At 68.8% G+C, this 13,336-nt stretch carries 15 protein-coding genes and 1 tRNA gene; 11 read left to right on the top strand and 5 right to left on the bottom strand.

The window, feature by feature from the left end:
* Positions 1-10: 10 nt before the first annotated feature.
* Both EBE87_RS12950 and EBE87_RS12945 read right to left on the bottom strand, forming a co-directional pair.
* On the bottom strand, positions 11-808 hold the full coding sequence (locus tag EBE87_RS12950; RefSeq protein ID WP_120640529.1) for an ABC transporter permease: 798 nt from the start codon (positions 806-808) through the stop codon (positions 11-13).
* A 13-nt stretch (positions 809-821) separates the two neighbouring features.
* On the bottom strand, positions 822-1,199 hold the full coding sequence (locus EBE87_RS12945) for a hypothetical protein (RefSeq protein ID WP_147426199.1): 378 nt from the start codon (positions 1,197-1,199) through the stop codon (positions 822-824).
* Between the two features lie 163 nt (positions 1,200-1,362).
* Here EBE87_RS12945 and EBE87_RS12940 point away from each other — a divergent pair, with 163 nt between their 5' ends.
* Positions 1,363-3,270: a capsular polysaccharide export protein, LipB/KpsS family gene (locus EBE87_RS12940; protein WP_122140022.1), complete on the top strand. Its 1,908-nt coding sequence runs from the start codon at positions 1,363-1,365 to the stop codon at positions 3,268-3,270.
* 77 nt (positions 3,271-3,347) lie between these two features.
* On the opposite strand, the gene EBE87_RS12935 is transcribed toward EBE87_RS12940, so the two are convergent.
* Complete coding sequence (locus EBE87_RS12935) at positions 3,348-3,530, bottom strand: CsbD family protein (protein WP_120638398.1); 183 nt, start codon at positions 3,528-3,530, stop codon at positions 3,348-3,350.
* Between the two features lie 311 nt (positions 3,531-3,841).
* Between EBE87_RS12935 and ffh the strand changes: the two genes are divergently transcribed.
* The 9 genes from ffh to leuB all read left to right on the top strand — a co-directional run bounded on the left by ffh (position 3,842) and on the right by leuB (position 11,018).
* On the top strand, positions 3,842-5,233 hold the full coding sequence (gene ffh / locus EBE87_RS12930; protein WP_120638399.1) for a signal recognition particle protein: 1,392 nt from the start codon (positions 3,842-3,844) through the stop codon (positions 5,231-5,233).
* A 39-nt stretch (positions 5,234-5,272) separates the two neighbouring features.
* On the top strand, positions 5,273-5,611 hold the full coding sequence (gene rpsP, locus EBE87_RS12925; protein ID WP_120638400.1) for a 30S ribosomal protein S16: 339 nt from the start codon (positions 5,273-5,275) through the stop codon (positions 5,609-5,611).
* Between the two features lie 31 nt (positions 5,612-5,642).
* A complete protein-coding gene (gene rimM, locus EBE87_RS12920; RefSeq protein ID WP_120638401.1) occupies positions 5,643-6,254 on the top strand; it encodes a ribosome maturation factor RimM in 612 nt (203 codons plus the stop codon).
* Positions 6,251-6,970, top strand: coding sequence for a tRNA (guanosine(37)-N1)-methyltransferase TrmD (trmD, locus tag EBE87_RS12915; RefSeq protein ID WP_120638402.1), 720 nt, complete (start codon positions 6,251-6,253; stop codon positions 6,968-6,970). Before rimM ends, trmD begins: the two co-directional genes overlap by 4 nt.
* A 27-nt stretch (positions 6,971-6,997) precedes the next feature.
* Complete coding sequence (rplS, locus tag EBE87_RS12910; protein WP_120638403.1) at positions 6,998-7,381, top strand: 50S ribosomal protein L19; 384 nt, start codon at positions 6,998-7,000, stop codon at positions 7,379-7,381.
* A 123-nt stretch (positions 7,382-7,504) separates the two neighbouring features.
* Positions 7,505-7,663 (top strand): hypothetical protein, encoded by a 159-nt coding sequence (locus tag EBE87_RS12905; RefSeq protein ID WP_199707379.1) that lies wholly within the window; start codon positions 7,505-7,507, stop codon positions 7,661-7,663.
* A 183-nt stretch (positions 7,664-7,846) separates the two neighbouring features.
* A complete protein-coding gene (gene leuC / locus EBE87_RS12900; protein ID WP_120638404.1) occupies positions 7,847-9,271 on the top strand; it encodes a 3-isopropylmalate dehydratase large subunit in 1,425 nt (474 codons plus the stop codon).
* Between the two features lie 3 nt (positions 9,272-9,274).
* A complete protein-coding gene (leuD, locus tag EBE87_RS12895) occupies positions 9,275-9,886 on the top strand; it encodes a 3-isopropylmalate dehydratase small subunit (RefSeq protein WP_120638405.1) in 612 nt (203 codons plus the stop codon).
* A 19-nt stretch (positions 9,887-9,905) separates the two neighbouring features.
* Entirely contained in the window at positions 9,906-11,018 is a 1,113-nt protein-coding gene (leuB, locus tag EBE87_RS12890) for a 3-isopropylmalate dehydrogenase (protein WP_120638406.1), read from the top strand.
* Positions 11,019-11,060: 42 nt separating this feature from the next.
* Here the strand turns inward: leuB and EBE87_RS12885 are convergent, their stop codons facing one another.
* Positions 11,061-11,948, bottom strand: a complete 888-nt coding sequence (locus EBE87_RS12885) for a choice-of-anchor A family protein (protein ID WP_158600877.1) — start codon at positions 11,946-11,948, stop codon at positions 11,061-11,063.
* 315 nt (positions 11,949-12,263) lie between these two features.
* On the opposite strand from EBE87_RS12885, the gene EBE87_RS12880 reads away from it, so the two are divergent.
* A tRNA-Arg gene (locus tag EBE87_RS12880) sits at positions 12,264-12,340 on the top strand.
* A gap of 349 nt (positions 12,341-12,689) precedes the next feature.
* Here the strand turns inward: EBE87_RS12880 and EBE87_RS12875 are convergent.
* Positions 12,690-13,136: an HWE histidine kinase domain-containing protein gene (locus EBE87_RS12875; protein WP_120638407.1), complete on the bottom strand. Its 447-nt coding sequence runs from the start codon at positions 13,134-13,136 to the stop codon at positions 12,690-12,692.
* Between the last annotated feature and the right edge of the window lie 200 nt (positions 13,137-13,336).

Raw genomic sequence — 13,336 nt, 5'->3', positions numbered from 1 at the left:
TGGCGTCTCGTCAGTCGGTTGTCACGTAGGGGCGGGCGGCGCGCAGCGCCATGATGCCCATGAAGTTCAGGATCAGCACCCAGAGCAGGACATAGGGAATATTATAATAGGCGACGATGAGGTCGCCCCACTGGGCATAGCGCATCGCCTCGTGAACATGCGCCAGAGGGTTCCAGAGCAGCAGCTCCCGCGCGCTCTCCGGCAGCGAGTCGAGCATGCCGAAGGCGCCGGAGATCGGCATCATCAGATAGGTGAAGGGGTGCACGAAGCGCTCCAGCGGCTCATAGAAGACGATGAGCGCGGCCAGCAGCGTGCCCAGCCCATGTGCCAGCAGGGCGCTGAGCACCAGGCTGAAGACAAAGAGGCCAGGATCGGACGGCCAGTATCCGCCAATGATGATGCCGCCCACCACCAGCAACAGGATGACGGGCATGCAGGCCGCGGCTTCCAGCACCGTGCGCGACATGTTCAGGTCATGCAGCCGGATGGCATTGTGATAGAGCAGGCTGCGGCCGTTGGAGATGGCCCCGGCATTGCGCGTCAGGATGCCGCGGAACATGTAGAAGGGGGCGTAGCCCAGGCCATAGAACAGGAAGACGGGAATGTTGTGCTGCAGCCCGTGCCCGGCCAGCCAGTGAATGGTTGAAACGCCAAGAGCCAGTATCGCCGGCTCGGCAACCAGCCAGACATAACCGACCCGCGACTGCCCGAAGCGGAGCTGCATGTCGCGAATCACAAGGGCGTGAATGACGCGGAGCTGCGTCGCCAATGCGCTGGCTTGGCGGCGGCGGGGTACGTAACCGCTCATCCGCGTGTTCTCCTTATGGCCGAATCGGCGGCCCATTCTGCAGCAGGGGGCGGACCGCGTCCCATTGGCCCGGCATGGTCTCGCAATACAGCGCCTGACGCCCGGTGGCCATGCTGCCGAGCAGCAACTGGCGGCAGGGGCGGCCGCCGCCGGAGTTATAAGCACGCATCAGCCGGACCGGAACCGGCGGGCTGCCCACCAGTTCCTCCTGCCCAAGCTGGGCCCGCGCCGCGAAGGCCGCCAGCGGGTCGGCGGGCCGGGGCGGCAGGTCCCCTATCGGGGGCGAGGCCATGTCGGAAGGGGCGCTGGCGCGGCTGGACACCATGCTGCAGCCAGACAGGCTCAGCAGCACCAGGCCCAGCACGGCCGGCAGCCGGAGACGCGGCAGCATCCGTGCGGCCGCAGGCGATTGGGTGGCCAAGGGGAATCCGTTCACGCCCACTCACATGCTATCCTGATGGGCCGGAAGCTAACGCACAGCACCCTTGGTAGCAAAGCCCCTGCTTTCACAACCTGCCCGGCACCGCCATCCGACAGACGGGATCTTCCACGCCTTGGCCCTTCCGCCCCGCCGCCGCCTGGCCTTTCTGCCCGAGGTTCTCCAACGCATGCCGCATCTGCCGGCCTTCTGGCCGGAGCACGAGCCTGTCATGGAACAGGCGGAGATCCTGGCGCTGCCGGCCGGCCTGGCGCCGCCCCGGGGCGCGCCGGCGGAGTTGCTGCGCTACTCGGTCGGCCCGCTGCGTGCTCCCGCTTTCGGCGGGCGGCTGGCGCCGGTGGCCCTGCTGATGGCCGATGGCCTGCCGGCCTGCCTGGACTCCGCGCCGCTGGCCCCGCCGCCCCCGGCGGCAGCCGAACTGGCTGGCCGTGCCAGGGCCGCCGCCGCTTATCTGGCTGAGTCGCGCATCGGTGGCGAGCCGGGCCTGCCCGATCCTGGCGCCGCCGCCATGCGGCTGGCGCAGCGTGGCTGGGTGGTGGTGCTGGACCCCTGTGACCCGGCGCGGCTTGCCGCCGGGCGGGCGGCACTGGCCCAGGCGGCTGCCATGCGCGCGGGGCCGCTGCTGCTGGCACGGGACCCGGCGGCCCCGGCGCATGGGCGGATGGTGCTGGCGCCCCCCATGGGCGCGCGGCTGCTGGACGCACGGCTCTCGCCCTGGACGCTGCTGGACCTGGCTGCGGATCTCCATGGCGCCACGGCGGAGATGGCGCTGCTGGCCGCCGCCGCCGGGGTGCCGGTGGCGGGGCGGGTGCTGGACCCGGTGCCGCGCATGGCGGCGCTGATCCGCGCCAGCCGCTGCGCCGATCCTTTCCTGGCCCGCCCCTGGCGCTTCGAGCAGGCGCTGGAGCAACTGGCCAACTGGAACCGCGCCCAGGCCGAGAACCGCCCGGTGGTGGCCTGCCTCGGCATGTCCTGGTGGAAGCGGGAGCGGGTGGCGGCCCTCTTCGCCCATGCAGGTGGCGCGCCAGCCTTCACCCATGGCGGGGCCTCGGCGCTGCGGCGGGCCAGGGCGGAGCGGGCGCGCAGCGGGCAGGCCGCCATCGCCGCCTGGGCCCGCGCGGTGCCGCCGGGCTTCCGCGCCGAGTGCGAAGCCGCCGGGGTGGCGCTGCTGACGGTGGAGGATGGCTTCGTGCGCTCCCGCGGCCTGGGCGCCCGCTTCCTGCCCGGCGCTTCCTATGCCGTGGACCGGCGCGGCATCTATTACGACCCCGCCACGCCCAGTGCGCTGGAGGAACTCCTGGCCACCGCCAGCTTCCCGCCGGAGCTGCTGGCGCGCGCGGCGGCGCTGCGGCAGGCGATCGTCGGGCGTGGCGTGACCAAGTACAACCTGGGCGGCGAGACCCCGGCGATCCAGGCGCCGGCGGGGCGCCAGCGGCTGCTGGTGCCTGGGCAAGTGGAGGATGACGCCTCGGTCCGGCTGGGTGGCGGCGCCATCCAGGGCAACCTGGCTCTGCTGCGGGCGGTGCGGGCCGCGCATCCCGATGCCTTTATTATCTACAAGCCGCATCCCGACCTGGAGGCCGGCTTCCGCAAGGGGCATGTGGCGGCCGAGGCCCTGGCGGCGGTGGCCGACCAGGTCGTCTCCCGCGCGCCACTGACCGGGCTGCTGGGGCAGGTGGATGCGCTGCATACCCTGACCTCGCTCTCGGGCTTCGAGGCGCTGCTGCGCGGCGTGCCAGTGGTCACCTGGGGCCAGCCCTTCTATGCCGGCTGGGGCCTGACCGAGGACCGTAACCCGCCGCCCCGCCGTGGCCGCCGGCTGGAGCTGGACGCGCTGGTGGCAGCCACGCTGATCCTCTTCCCCCGGCAGGTGGACCCGGTGACCGAACTGCCCTGCCCACCGGAGGTGATCCTGGAGCGGCTGGACGACCCCGGTGCCTGGAAGGTCTCCCGCCTCAGCCTTTATCGCGGGCTGGAGGGCGCGCTGCGCAGCGGGCTGGCCCGCCTCTGGCGCCGCCAATAGAAAAAGCCGCCCGGCATCGCTGCCGGGCGGCTTTCCACCCTGGCCGTCAGGCCAGGGCTGTCACGCAAGCCGCGGCGTCAGGACTTGACGGCGTCGCGGACATCATCCTTGGCCTTACCAACCGTGCTCTGGACCTTGCCGGCGTTCTTCTGCGCGGCGCCCTCGACCTGGGTGCTGGTATTGCCGGTCACCTTGCCAGCGGCTTCCTTCACGGCGCCCTTGACCTGGTTGGCGGCACCGTCGATGCGATTCTTGTCCATGGCTGATCCTCCATTCGATTGGCTCGTGGGTGGCGGGACTGCCATCCGGCCACGCCTCGGCGCGGCTCTGGGGATAGAACAGCGGGGGCAGGGCAGGGTTGCGGCCGTGGCCTGAGCGTTACCTTCTGCAATCTTGACCCGGCGGGTGCCGTCCGGCTACACAGTGCGGCCCTCCGGTTTATCCGGTGGGTATTCAATGGTCGGAGCGCATGAGGTGCCCGGCTCCGTCGCTCCGCGAAGACTCGCGCAGCGGCGCGTTTTGTTTTGGGCGGGTGTCAACGCATCCGCATGAAGGGGCAACGGCGGCCACGATGTTCGAGGCTTTGTCCGGCAAGCTGAACGGGGTTTTCGACAGGCTGCGCCGCCGTGGCGCGCTGACGGAAGCCGACGTGGCCGAGGCGTCGCGGGAAGTCCGCATCGCCCTGCTGGAAGCCGATGTCGCGCTGCCGGTGGTGAAGGACATCGTGGCCAAGGTGCGCGAGCGCGCCGTGGGCTCGGATGTCATCAAGTCCGTCTCCCCCGCCCAGCAGGTCATCAAGATCGTCAACGACTGCCTGGTGGAAGCACTTGGCGGAGGTGAGGGCGTGGAGCCGGCGGCGCCGGGCATCAGCCTGGCGGCCGCGGCGCCGGTGCCGATCCTGATGGTCGGCCTCCAGGGCTCGGGCAAGACCACCACTTCCGGCAAGATCGCGCTGCGCCTGCGCACGCGGGACCGCAAGAAGGTCCTGCTGGCCAGCCTCGACGTGCACCGCCCCGCCGCGCAGCTGCAGCTGGAGACGCTGGCGAAGCAGGCGGGCGTCGCCAGCCTGCCGATCGTCCAGGGCCAGACGCCGCTGGAGATCGCCGCCCGTGCCATGCAGGTGGCGCGCAACGAGCTTTACGACGTCGTCATCCTCGACACCGCCGGCCGCCTCTCGATCGACGAGGCGCTGATGGAAGAGGTGGCGCAGGTCAAGGCCGCCACCAAGCCGCACGAGAGCCTGCTGGTGGTCGATGCCATGACCGGCCAGGACGCGGTGCAGACCGCGCGCGCCTTCAACGAGCGCGTCGGCATCACCGGCATCGTCATGACGCGCATCGACGGCGATGCGCGCGGCGGTGCCGCGCTCTCCATGCGTGCCGTCACCGGCGCGCCGATCAAGCTGATGGGCGCCGGCGAGAAGCTGGAAGCGCTCGAGGATTTCCACCCGGACCGCATCGCCAGCCGCATCCTCGGCATGGGCGACATCGTCTCGCTGGTGGAGAAGGCGGCCGAGACCATCGACCGCGACGAGGCCGAGAAGCTGGCCGCGAAGATGCAGAAGGGTCAGTTCGACCTGGAAGACTATGCTTCGCAGCTCAAGCAGATCGGCAAGATGGGCTCGCTCTCGGGCATCCTGGGCATGCTGCCGGGCATCGGCAAGCTGAAGAACCAGATCGACGAGTCCAAGCTCGACAACAGCATCCTGACGCGTCAGGCCGCCATCATCGGCTCCATGACGAAGAAGGAACGCCGCAACCCCGATATCCTGAAGGCCTCCCGCAAGAAGCGCATCGCCGCCGGCGCGGGTGTCACCGTCCAGGAAGTCAACAAGCTGCTGAAGCAGTTTGACGACATGTCCGCGATGATGAAGCGGATGAACAAGCTCGGCCAGAAGGGCCTGATGCGTGGCGGTCTCGGCGCGCTGCTCCCTGGCATGGGGGGCGGCAAGCGCCCCTTCTGATGAACAACCCTTAGCGACACTGGAAGACTGGAAAACACTATGGGCCTGAAGATCCGCCTCGCTCGCGCCGGTGCCAAGAAGCGCCCCTATTACCACATCGTGGTGGCCGACAGCCGCTCCCCGCGCGATGGCCGCTTCATTGAGAAGGTTGGCAGCTACAACCCGATGCTGCCGGCCGACCATGCCGAGCGCGTGCGCCTGTTCGACGAGCGCATCAAGCACTGGCTGAGCGTTGGCGCCGTTGCCACCGACCGCGTCGCCAAGTTCCTCGGCAAGGCCGAGCTGGCGCCGATGCCGGTGTTCCGCGAGCAGCCGAAGCAGTCCGCGCCGAAGAAGAAGGCGCAGGAGCGCGCCGCTGCCGCCGCCGCGGCGGCCTGAGGCAACAGGCATTCGGTAGCAGCCTGACGCCATGGCCAAGCAGCGCATCCTGGTGGGGGAGATCGGACGGCCGCACGGTGTGCGGGGCCTTGTCCGCGTCCAGTCCTTTACCGCCGAGCCGGCGGATATCGCCGGCTATGGCCCGCTCTCGGACGAGGGCGGCAAGGAATATGTGCTGCATTGGCTGCCCGGCGGCCTGGCGCGCATCGACGGCATCACCGACCGTGACGTCGCGGCCAAGCTGACCGGTACCCGCCTCTACGTGGACCGCGACCGCCTGCCGGCACCGGAGGAGGAGGAATTCTACCTCGCCGACCTGATCGGCCTCTCCGCGCGGAATGCCGCCGGGCAGGATCTGGGTCAGGTGCGGGCGGTGGAGGATTTCGGCGCCGGTGCCTTCCTCACCATCGTCACCGATGGCGGCAAGGATCTGCTGGTGCCCTTCACCCGGGCCGCCGTGCCGGAGGTGAAGGTCTCGGAAGGCTGGCTGCTGGTGGTGCCGCCCGAGGATGGTGCGCTGCCCGAGGGGATCGAGACCGCGCCTTCCGAGGACGTGCTCGACGATGCCCACGCGCTGCCGCGACGCCAGGACGTGCCGCGCCGGGGCAACCCGCGCCCGCCGCGCGGGGGTGTTGTCGGATGAGCTGGCACGCCACCGCGCTGACCCTGTTTCCGGAAATGTTCCCGGGCACGCTGGGGCATTCCCTGGCCGGCCGCGCCCTGCGCGAGGGGAAGTGGAGCCTGGACACCCTCCAGATCCGCGACTTCGCGACGGATAAGCACCGCACGGTGGACGACACGCCTTTCGGCGGCGGCGCCGGCATGGTGATGCGGCCGGACGTGGTGGATGCCGCCTGCGCCGCCGCGCTGGCCGATGGCGTGGCGCGGCCCCTGGTCTACATGACGCCCCGCGGGCGGCTGCTGGACCAGGCGATGGTGCGGGAGCTGGTGGCGGGGCCGGGGATCATCCTGGTCTGCGGCCGCTACGAGGGGCTGGACCAGCGGGTGATCGAGGCGCGCGGCATGCGCGAGATCTCGGTCGGCGACTATGTGCTGAGCGGAGGCGAGCCGGCGGCCCTGGTGCTGCTGGATGCCTGCGTGCGGCTGCTGCCGGGTGTGATGGGCGGGGCGACGAGCGCGGAGGAGGAAAGCTTCTCCGCGGGTGGCGCGCCGCTGCTGGAATACCCGCATTACACGCGGCCGGCGGAGTGGGATGGGCGGGCTGTGCCCGATGTCCTGCTTTCCGGCCACCACGCCGAGGTGGCGCGCTGGCGCCGTGGCATGGCGGAGGCGGCGACGCGCGAGCGGCGGCCGGATCTCTGGTCGCGCCGCACCCCGGCGGGGGCTCTTTCAAACTGAACGCGTTTTTGTCGAAGGACTGAACCCATGAACCTGCTGCAGCAGTTCGACGCCGAGCAGAAGGACCGTCTGCTCTCCGCCCGCGCCGTGCCCGACTTCGCCGCTGGCGACACCGTCCGCGTGATGGTGAAGGTCGTGGAAGGCGAGCGCACCCGCACCCAGGCCTATGAGGGCGTGGTGATCGCGCGCTCCAACAAGGGCCTGCACAGCAACTTCACCGTGCGCAAGCTCTCCTACGGTGAGGGTGTGGAGCGCGTCTTCCCGCTCTATTCCCCCAACGTGGCCGAGATCGCCGTGCTGCGCCGGGGCAAGGTGCGCCGCGCGAAGCTGTACTACCTGCGTGGCCGCACGGGTAAGTCCGCCCGCATCGCCGAGAAGGTGGTGGCGCGCGCGGAGAAGACCCAGGGCTGATGCCGGCGCCGGGGACACTTCCCCGGCCTTGCCGCTGCCTTTCGCGACGCCGCCCTCCGGGGCGGCGTTTGCGTTTCTGGCGGTCCTGCGCTGCACTGCCCTCCAGCCGGGAGAGGGGAGGCGATGGCGCAGAATATCTACGGCCAGCCGGATTTCTTCGCCGGCTACAGCCAGCTCAGCCGCCTGGTGCGGGGGCTGGACGGCGCGCCGGAATGGCTGGCGCTGCGGGCCATGCTGCCGCATGGTCACGCTTTCGGCTCCTTGCCGCAGCATCCGATCTGACGAAAGATTAAGACCCTTTCCAGCGCGCTTCACGACAGTTATGTGCTGTGCCCGGGGGAGGATCGCGTCAGCCATGGTGGCTGGCACCCGAGGCCGGTGCTTCAATGCCCCGGTGCGGGACCCTATCTTCCCTGGCACCACGCCGCCTGCCCGTGGCGTGCCTGTGTTTCGTTTGTTGAGGAAATGCCGATGTCGGCCACGAAGCCGCGTACGCTGTTCGACAAGATCTGGGACGCGCATGTCGTCGAGACCCTCCCGGACGGCACCGCGCTTCTCTATATCGACCGGCACCTCGTGCATGAGGTGACCAGCCCGCAGGCCTTCGAGGGCCTGCGCATGGCGGGCCGCAAGGTGCGGCGCCTGGATGGCACGGTCGCGGTGATCGACCACAACATCGCCACGGATGCCAGCCGCTACACCGGCCAGATCGAGGACCCCGAGAGCCGGCTGCAGGTCGAGACGCTGGAGAAGAACGTCGCCGAGTTCGACGTGCCCTATATCCCGCTGACCGACGCGCGGCAGGGCATCGTGCATATCGTGGGGCCGGAGCAGGGGCTTTCCCTGCCGGGCATGACCATTGTCTGCGGCGACAGCCATACCTCGACCCATGGCGCCATGGGCGCGCTGGCCTTCGGCATCGGCACCTCCGAGGTCGAGCATGTGCTGGCCACCCAGACGCTGCTGCAGAAGCGCGCCAAGAACATGCGCGTCACGGTGAACGGCAAGCTGCCCGCGGGCTGCACCGCCAAGGACATCGTGCTGGCCATCATCGGCAAGATCGGCACCGCCGGCGGCACCGGCCATGTGATCGAATATGCCGGCGAGGCGATCCGCGCGCTGGACATGGCCGGGCGCTTCACCGTCTGCAACATGTCGATCGAGGCCGGTGCCCGCGCCGGCATGATCGCGCCGGACGAGACCACCTTCGAATACGTGAAGGGCCGCCCCTTCGCCCCGCAGGGCGAGGCGCTGGAGCGCGCCATCCAGTGGTGGCAGAGCCTGCCTTCGGATGAAGGCGCGCATTTCGACAAGGAAGTGGTGCTCGACGCTTCCGAGATCGTGCCCATGGTCTCCTGGGGCACCAGCCCCGAAGACGTGCTGCCCATCACCGCCACCGTGCCCAACCCGGCCGAGGCGGCGGACGAGGCGCGCCGCGCGCAGCTGCAGCGCATGGTCGATTACATGGGCCTGACGCCGGGCCAGAAGCTGACCGAGCTGAAGGTCGATGTGGTCTTCATCGGCTCCTGCACCAACAGCCGCATCGAGGATATCCGGGCGGCGGCCGAGATCGTGCGCGGCAAGACCGTGGCCCCGGGCGTGCGCGCCATGGTGGTGCCGGGCTCCGGCCTGGTGAAGCATGCGGCCGAGGCCGAGGGGCTGGACATCGTGCTGAAGGAGGCCGGCTTCGAATGGCGTGAGGCCGGCTGCTCCATGTGCCTGGGCATGAACCCGGACAAGCTGACGCCGGGCCAGCGCTGCGCCTCGACCTCCAACCGCAACTTCGAAGGCCGCCAGGGTCCCGGCGGCCGCACCCACCTGCTGAGCCCCGCGATGGCCGCCGCCGCCGCCATCACCGGGCACCTGACCGATGTGCGGGAGATGGCCTGAACCATGGATGCCTTCACCACCCTGACCGGTATCGCCGCGCCGCTGCCCATGGCGAATGTCGATACCGACAAGATCATCCCCGCGCGCTTCCTCAAGACCATCCAGCGCACGGGCCTGGGCAAGGCCGCCTTCGCCAATCTCCGCTACAGGGAGGATGGCAGCGAGAACCCGGATTTCGTGCTGAACCAGGAGCCTTACCGCCATGCGGAGATCCTGATCGCGCATGAGAATTTCGGCTGCGGTTCCTCGCGCGAGCACGCGCCCTGGGCGCTGCTGGATTTCGGCATCCGCTGCGTCATCGCGCCGGACTTCGCCGATATCTTCCACGGCAACAGCTTCAAGAACGGCATCCTGCCCATCAAGCTGCCGCGCGAGATCTGCGACGCGCTGATGGAAGACGCGAAGATGGGCGAGAATGCGCGCATCACCGTGGACCTGGAGCGGCAGGTGGTCGTGCGCCCGAATGGCGAGGAAATCCCCTTCGAGATTGACCCGCTGCGCCGCCACCTGCTGCTGAACGGCCTGGATGACATCGGCCAGACCATGCAGCGCGGCACGGCCATCGACAGCTTCGAGGCGCGGCAGCAGGCCGCGCAGCCCTGGCTCTACCGCTGATAAGGACGCGCGAACCGATATGACTGCGAACAAGAGGCTGCTGGTTCTGCCCGGTGACGGCATCGGGCCCGAGGTGATGCGCGAAGTGCGCCGCGTCATCGACTGGATGGACCGCCGCCGCCATGTGAGCTTCGCGCTGGAGGAAGGGCTGGTCGGCGGCGCCGCGCTGGAGGCCACCGGCTCCCCCTGCCCGGATGAGACGGTGGAGCGCGCGCTGGCCACCGATGCCGTGCTCTTCGGCTCGGTCGGCGGCCCCAAGTGGGACAGCCTGCCCTTCGAGAAGCGTCCGGAGCTGGGCATCCTGCGCCTGCGCAAGGAGCTCGGCCTTTTCGCCAACCTGCGCCCCGCCGTGGTGCTGGACCCGCTGGTGGATGCTTCCAGCCTGAAGCCCGATGTGGTGCGCGGCCTTGATCTGATGATCGTGCGCGAGACCACCGGCGGCATCTATTTCGGTGAGCCGCGCGGCGTCGAGACCATGCCGAACGGCAAGCGCCGCGGCATCGACACCGAGGTCTATACCGAGGACGAGATCGCCCGCGTCGCCCGCGTCGCCTTCGACCTGGCCCGCAAGCGCAGCAACCGCCTGACCAGCGTGGAAAAGGCGAACGTCATGCAGTCCGGCCGCCTCTGGCGCGCCGTGGTCAGCGAGGTCGGGAAGAACGAGTTCCCGGATGTCGAGCTGAGCCACATGTATGCCGACAACTGCGCCATGCAGCTGGCCAACCGGCCGAAGCAGTTCGACGTCATCCTGGCCGGCAACCTGTTCGGCGACGTGCTGTCGGACCTGGCAGCGGCGCTGACAGGCTCGCTCGGCATGCTGCCTTCCGCCACGCTGGGGGCGCCGGATTCCTCCGGCCGCCGCAATGCGCTGTACGAGCCGATCCATGGCTCGGCGCCGGATATCGCGGGCAAGGGCATCGCCAATCCCTGCGCGCAGATGCTCTCCCTCGCCATGCTGCTGCGCTGGTCCTTCGGCATGGAGGAAGACGCGAAGATGATCGAGACGGCGGTGGAGAAGGTGCTGGCCGGTGGCTTGCGCACCGCCGACATCATGGGCCCCGGCACCGCCCGGGTCGGCACCAGCGTCATGGGCGACGCGGTGCTGCGGGAGCTGGACAAGCTCGCCGCCTGACGCTCCGGGGCGGGCTTCCGGCCCGCCCCGCTTTTCCGCGCCTCAGGCGCGGCGGCGCCGCGCGACGCCGAGGCCGATCAGGCCGCTCGCCAGCAGCAGCATCGAGCTGGGCTCCGGCACCGGCACAGGGTCGCTCGGATCGGCCGGGGGCAGGGTGCCCTTGAAGCCGTAGTCATGCAGCTCGCCCCGGCCGTTGAAGGAGGCGGCGACCAGCGTGCCCTCGATCGGCGTGCTGTTGGTGACGGCTGCGTTCAGCGCCAGCACCGAGCCGTGCCAGAAGCGGTCGAAGTTCAGCACCGTCGCTTCGTAGAAGTTCCAGATGACGCGCTGGTTGACCTCCGCGCCCGCGTTGAAGTTGGCCGTGTCCAGGAAGACGCTGCCGCTGACATTGACGATGACGGTGTCGGCGCCGTTCAGGTTGAAGTTGATGTTGCGGAAGCTCTGCAGCGCCGCCGTGCTGGTCGAGAAGACCGCCAGGCCAGCGGCATCCGGCGCCGCGTTGAAGGCGACGTTGTTGAGGTCGCCGGCACCGATGTTGCTGTTGGCCTGCAGGCCGGTGAGCTGTTCCACCAGCGCGCTCATCGGCGCCATGAAATCGGCCACGTCGAAATTCGCCGTGCCGGTGGTCAGCGTGCCGCCGCCATTGAGATTGAAGCGGCCGCCGTTGCTGCCGCCCACCACGACGCTGCCACCGTTGTTCACGTTGTATGTGCCCGGCGAGACATCGCCCGCGACGTTGAGCGCGCCATAGCCCGCCACCGCGCCGCCGCGCGGCTGATTATAGAAGGTGGCGCCGCCCGTCATGTTGCCACCGATGGCGGCCCGCCCTTCCACGTCCGAATTGCTGGTGAAGTCACCGAAGACCACCGCGTTGAAGTTGCCCAGGATCTCGCCGGCGGTGAGGGGAGCGGCCTGGCTGGCGCCACTCATGAACATCATAACGGCGCCGACGAACGGAACGCTCCATAAACGCATCTCTGGACACCTTTTGGCATGAGAAGAAGATGCAGCCTTCCTCGCAAGACATGTGCCAGATTTTAAGACGTTGGAATGTTGGCGAATTTTATGGCGAGGATCACCATGCGTAAAAAATCCTGACACTGCCGCCACTCCAGCTCTGGTGCCACGACCCCGCAGCCTGGGTTGCGGAAGAAATCTGCGGCCAAGGTGAAAAAAGATGACGAGTTCCGGCCGGCCCCTGTTGCGCTCGGCGCCGCTCCTGGCTATTTCCCCCCTCACTGGACGGCGCCCGTAGCTCAGCTGGATAGAGCACCAGACTACGAATCTGGGGGTCAGGAGTTCGAATCTCTTCGGGCGCGCCAGTCTTTCCTGAGTAAGATCAGGACCTTATCGAAAAGCCCGGCAGAGATGCCGGGCTTTTCGCGTTTGGGCGTCCCACGCTGCATACACCTGTTTCGGCGGGCATTGGCCGATAGCCGCCAGTTTGCTCCTGAGGTGCAAAGCCGTCCAAGCGGACTGATGTGCGCCCTGGGTCAGTATGTGCCGGGCGCGGTTTTCGGCATTATCATCTCAAGGCGACAAGAGCGGGCTCTGGCAGAACTCTTCCGGGCGTTCTGGCAAGAGTGTAAGGCCGCTCCTCAAGGCGCCCCCCTCTGCCGGGAGTCCGCGGCGAGCTTGTCCAGGCTGGGCGGCTTACCCCCGATGCCCGCTTCATGCTTCTCCAGCCGCAGGATGATGCGCCGGTGCAGGCCGGGCTCCGCCACATGACCTCCACCCGCCCGCTCTCCAACGGCAGGGCACCATACTTGACGCATTGGTGGCGAGTTTCGTGCAGGGCGAGCACCACGCCTGCGCCTGATGCGCTGAGATGCGGAAATATTGAGGTGCCGGCACCACGATGCGGCCCGTGCAGCGCCAGGCTGCGAGAACAGCCTCCACCAGCGTGCCCATCTCAGCACCCTCCCAATCAGATCCGGTCATCAGGCCATGGGCCTGCGCCAGGGTTCGCGGCCGCCGCGCGAAGTCCTGAACGAACCGGTCAGGCTTGCCGCCAGCGCCCGCCGCGGTCTGCGCAGCCAGCGCCTGCACGATGGCGAGCATGTTCTTGACGTGGTGGTTCAGCTCACGAACCAGCAGATCTCGACGCTGTGCCGCCATGGGCCAGGGCAGGTGAGGTGGCCAGAGTGGAGAGTGCCGTCAAGCCGACCTCGATCTCCCGGTCCAGCATTGGATGTCCCGGTGCGTGGCGCCGTCGGCGACAGCATGGTCGCGGTATTCTGTTAGGCTTGTGCGGGGCTACGACCGGCGCAAGGCCGTGTGGCGAGGCACGGCAGCTGGCGCAGCGACCCTGATCACGC

The sequence above is a fragment of the Teichococcus wenyumeiae genome, from assembly GCF_003696345.1.
Taxonomy (GTDB): domain Bacteria; phylum Pseudomonadota; class Alphaproteobacteria; order Acetobacterales; family Acetobacteraceae; genus Pseudoroseomonas; species Pseudoroseomonas wenyumeiae.
This window is presented reverse-complemented; position numbering and strand designations above follow the sequence as displayed.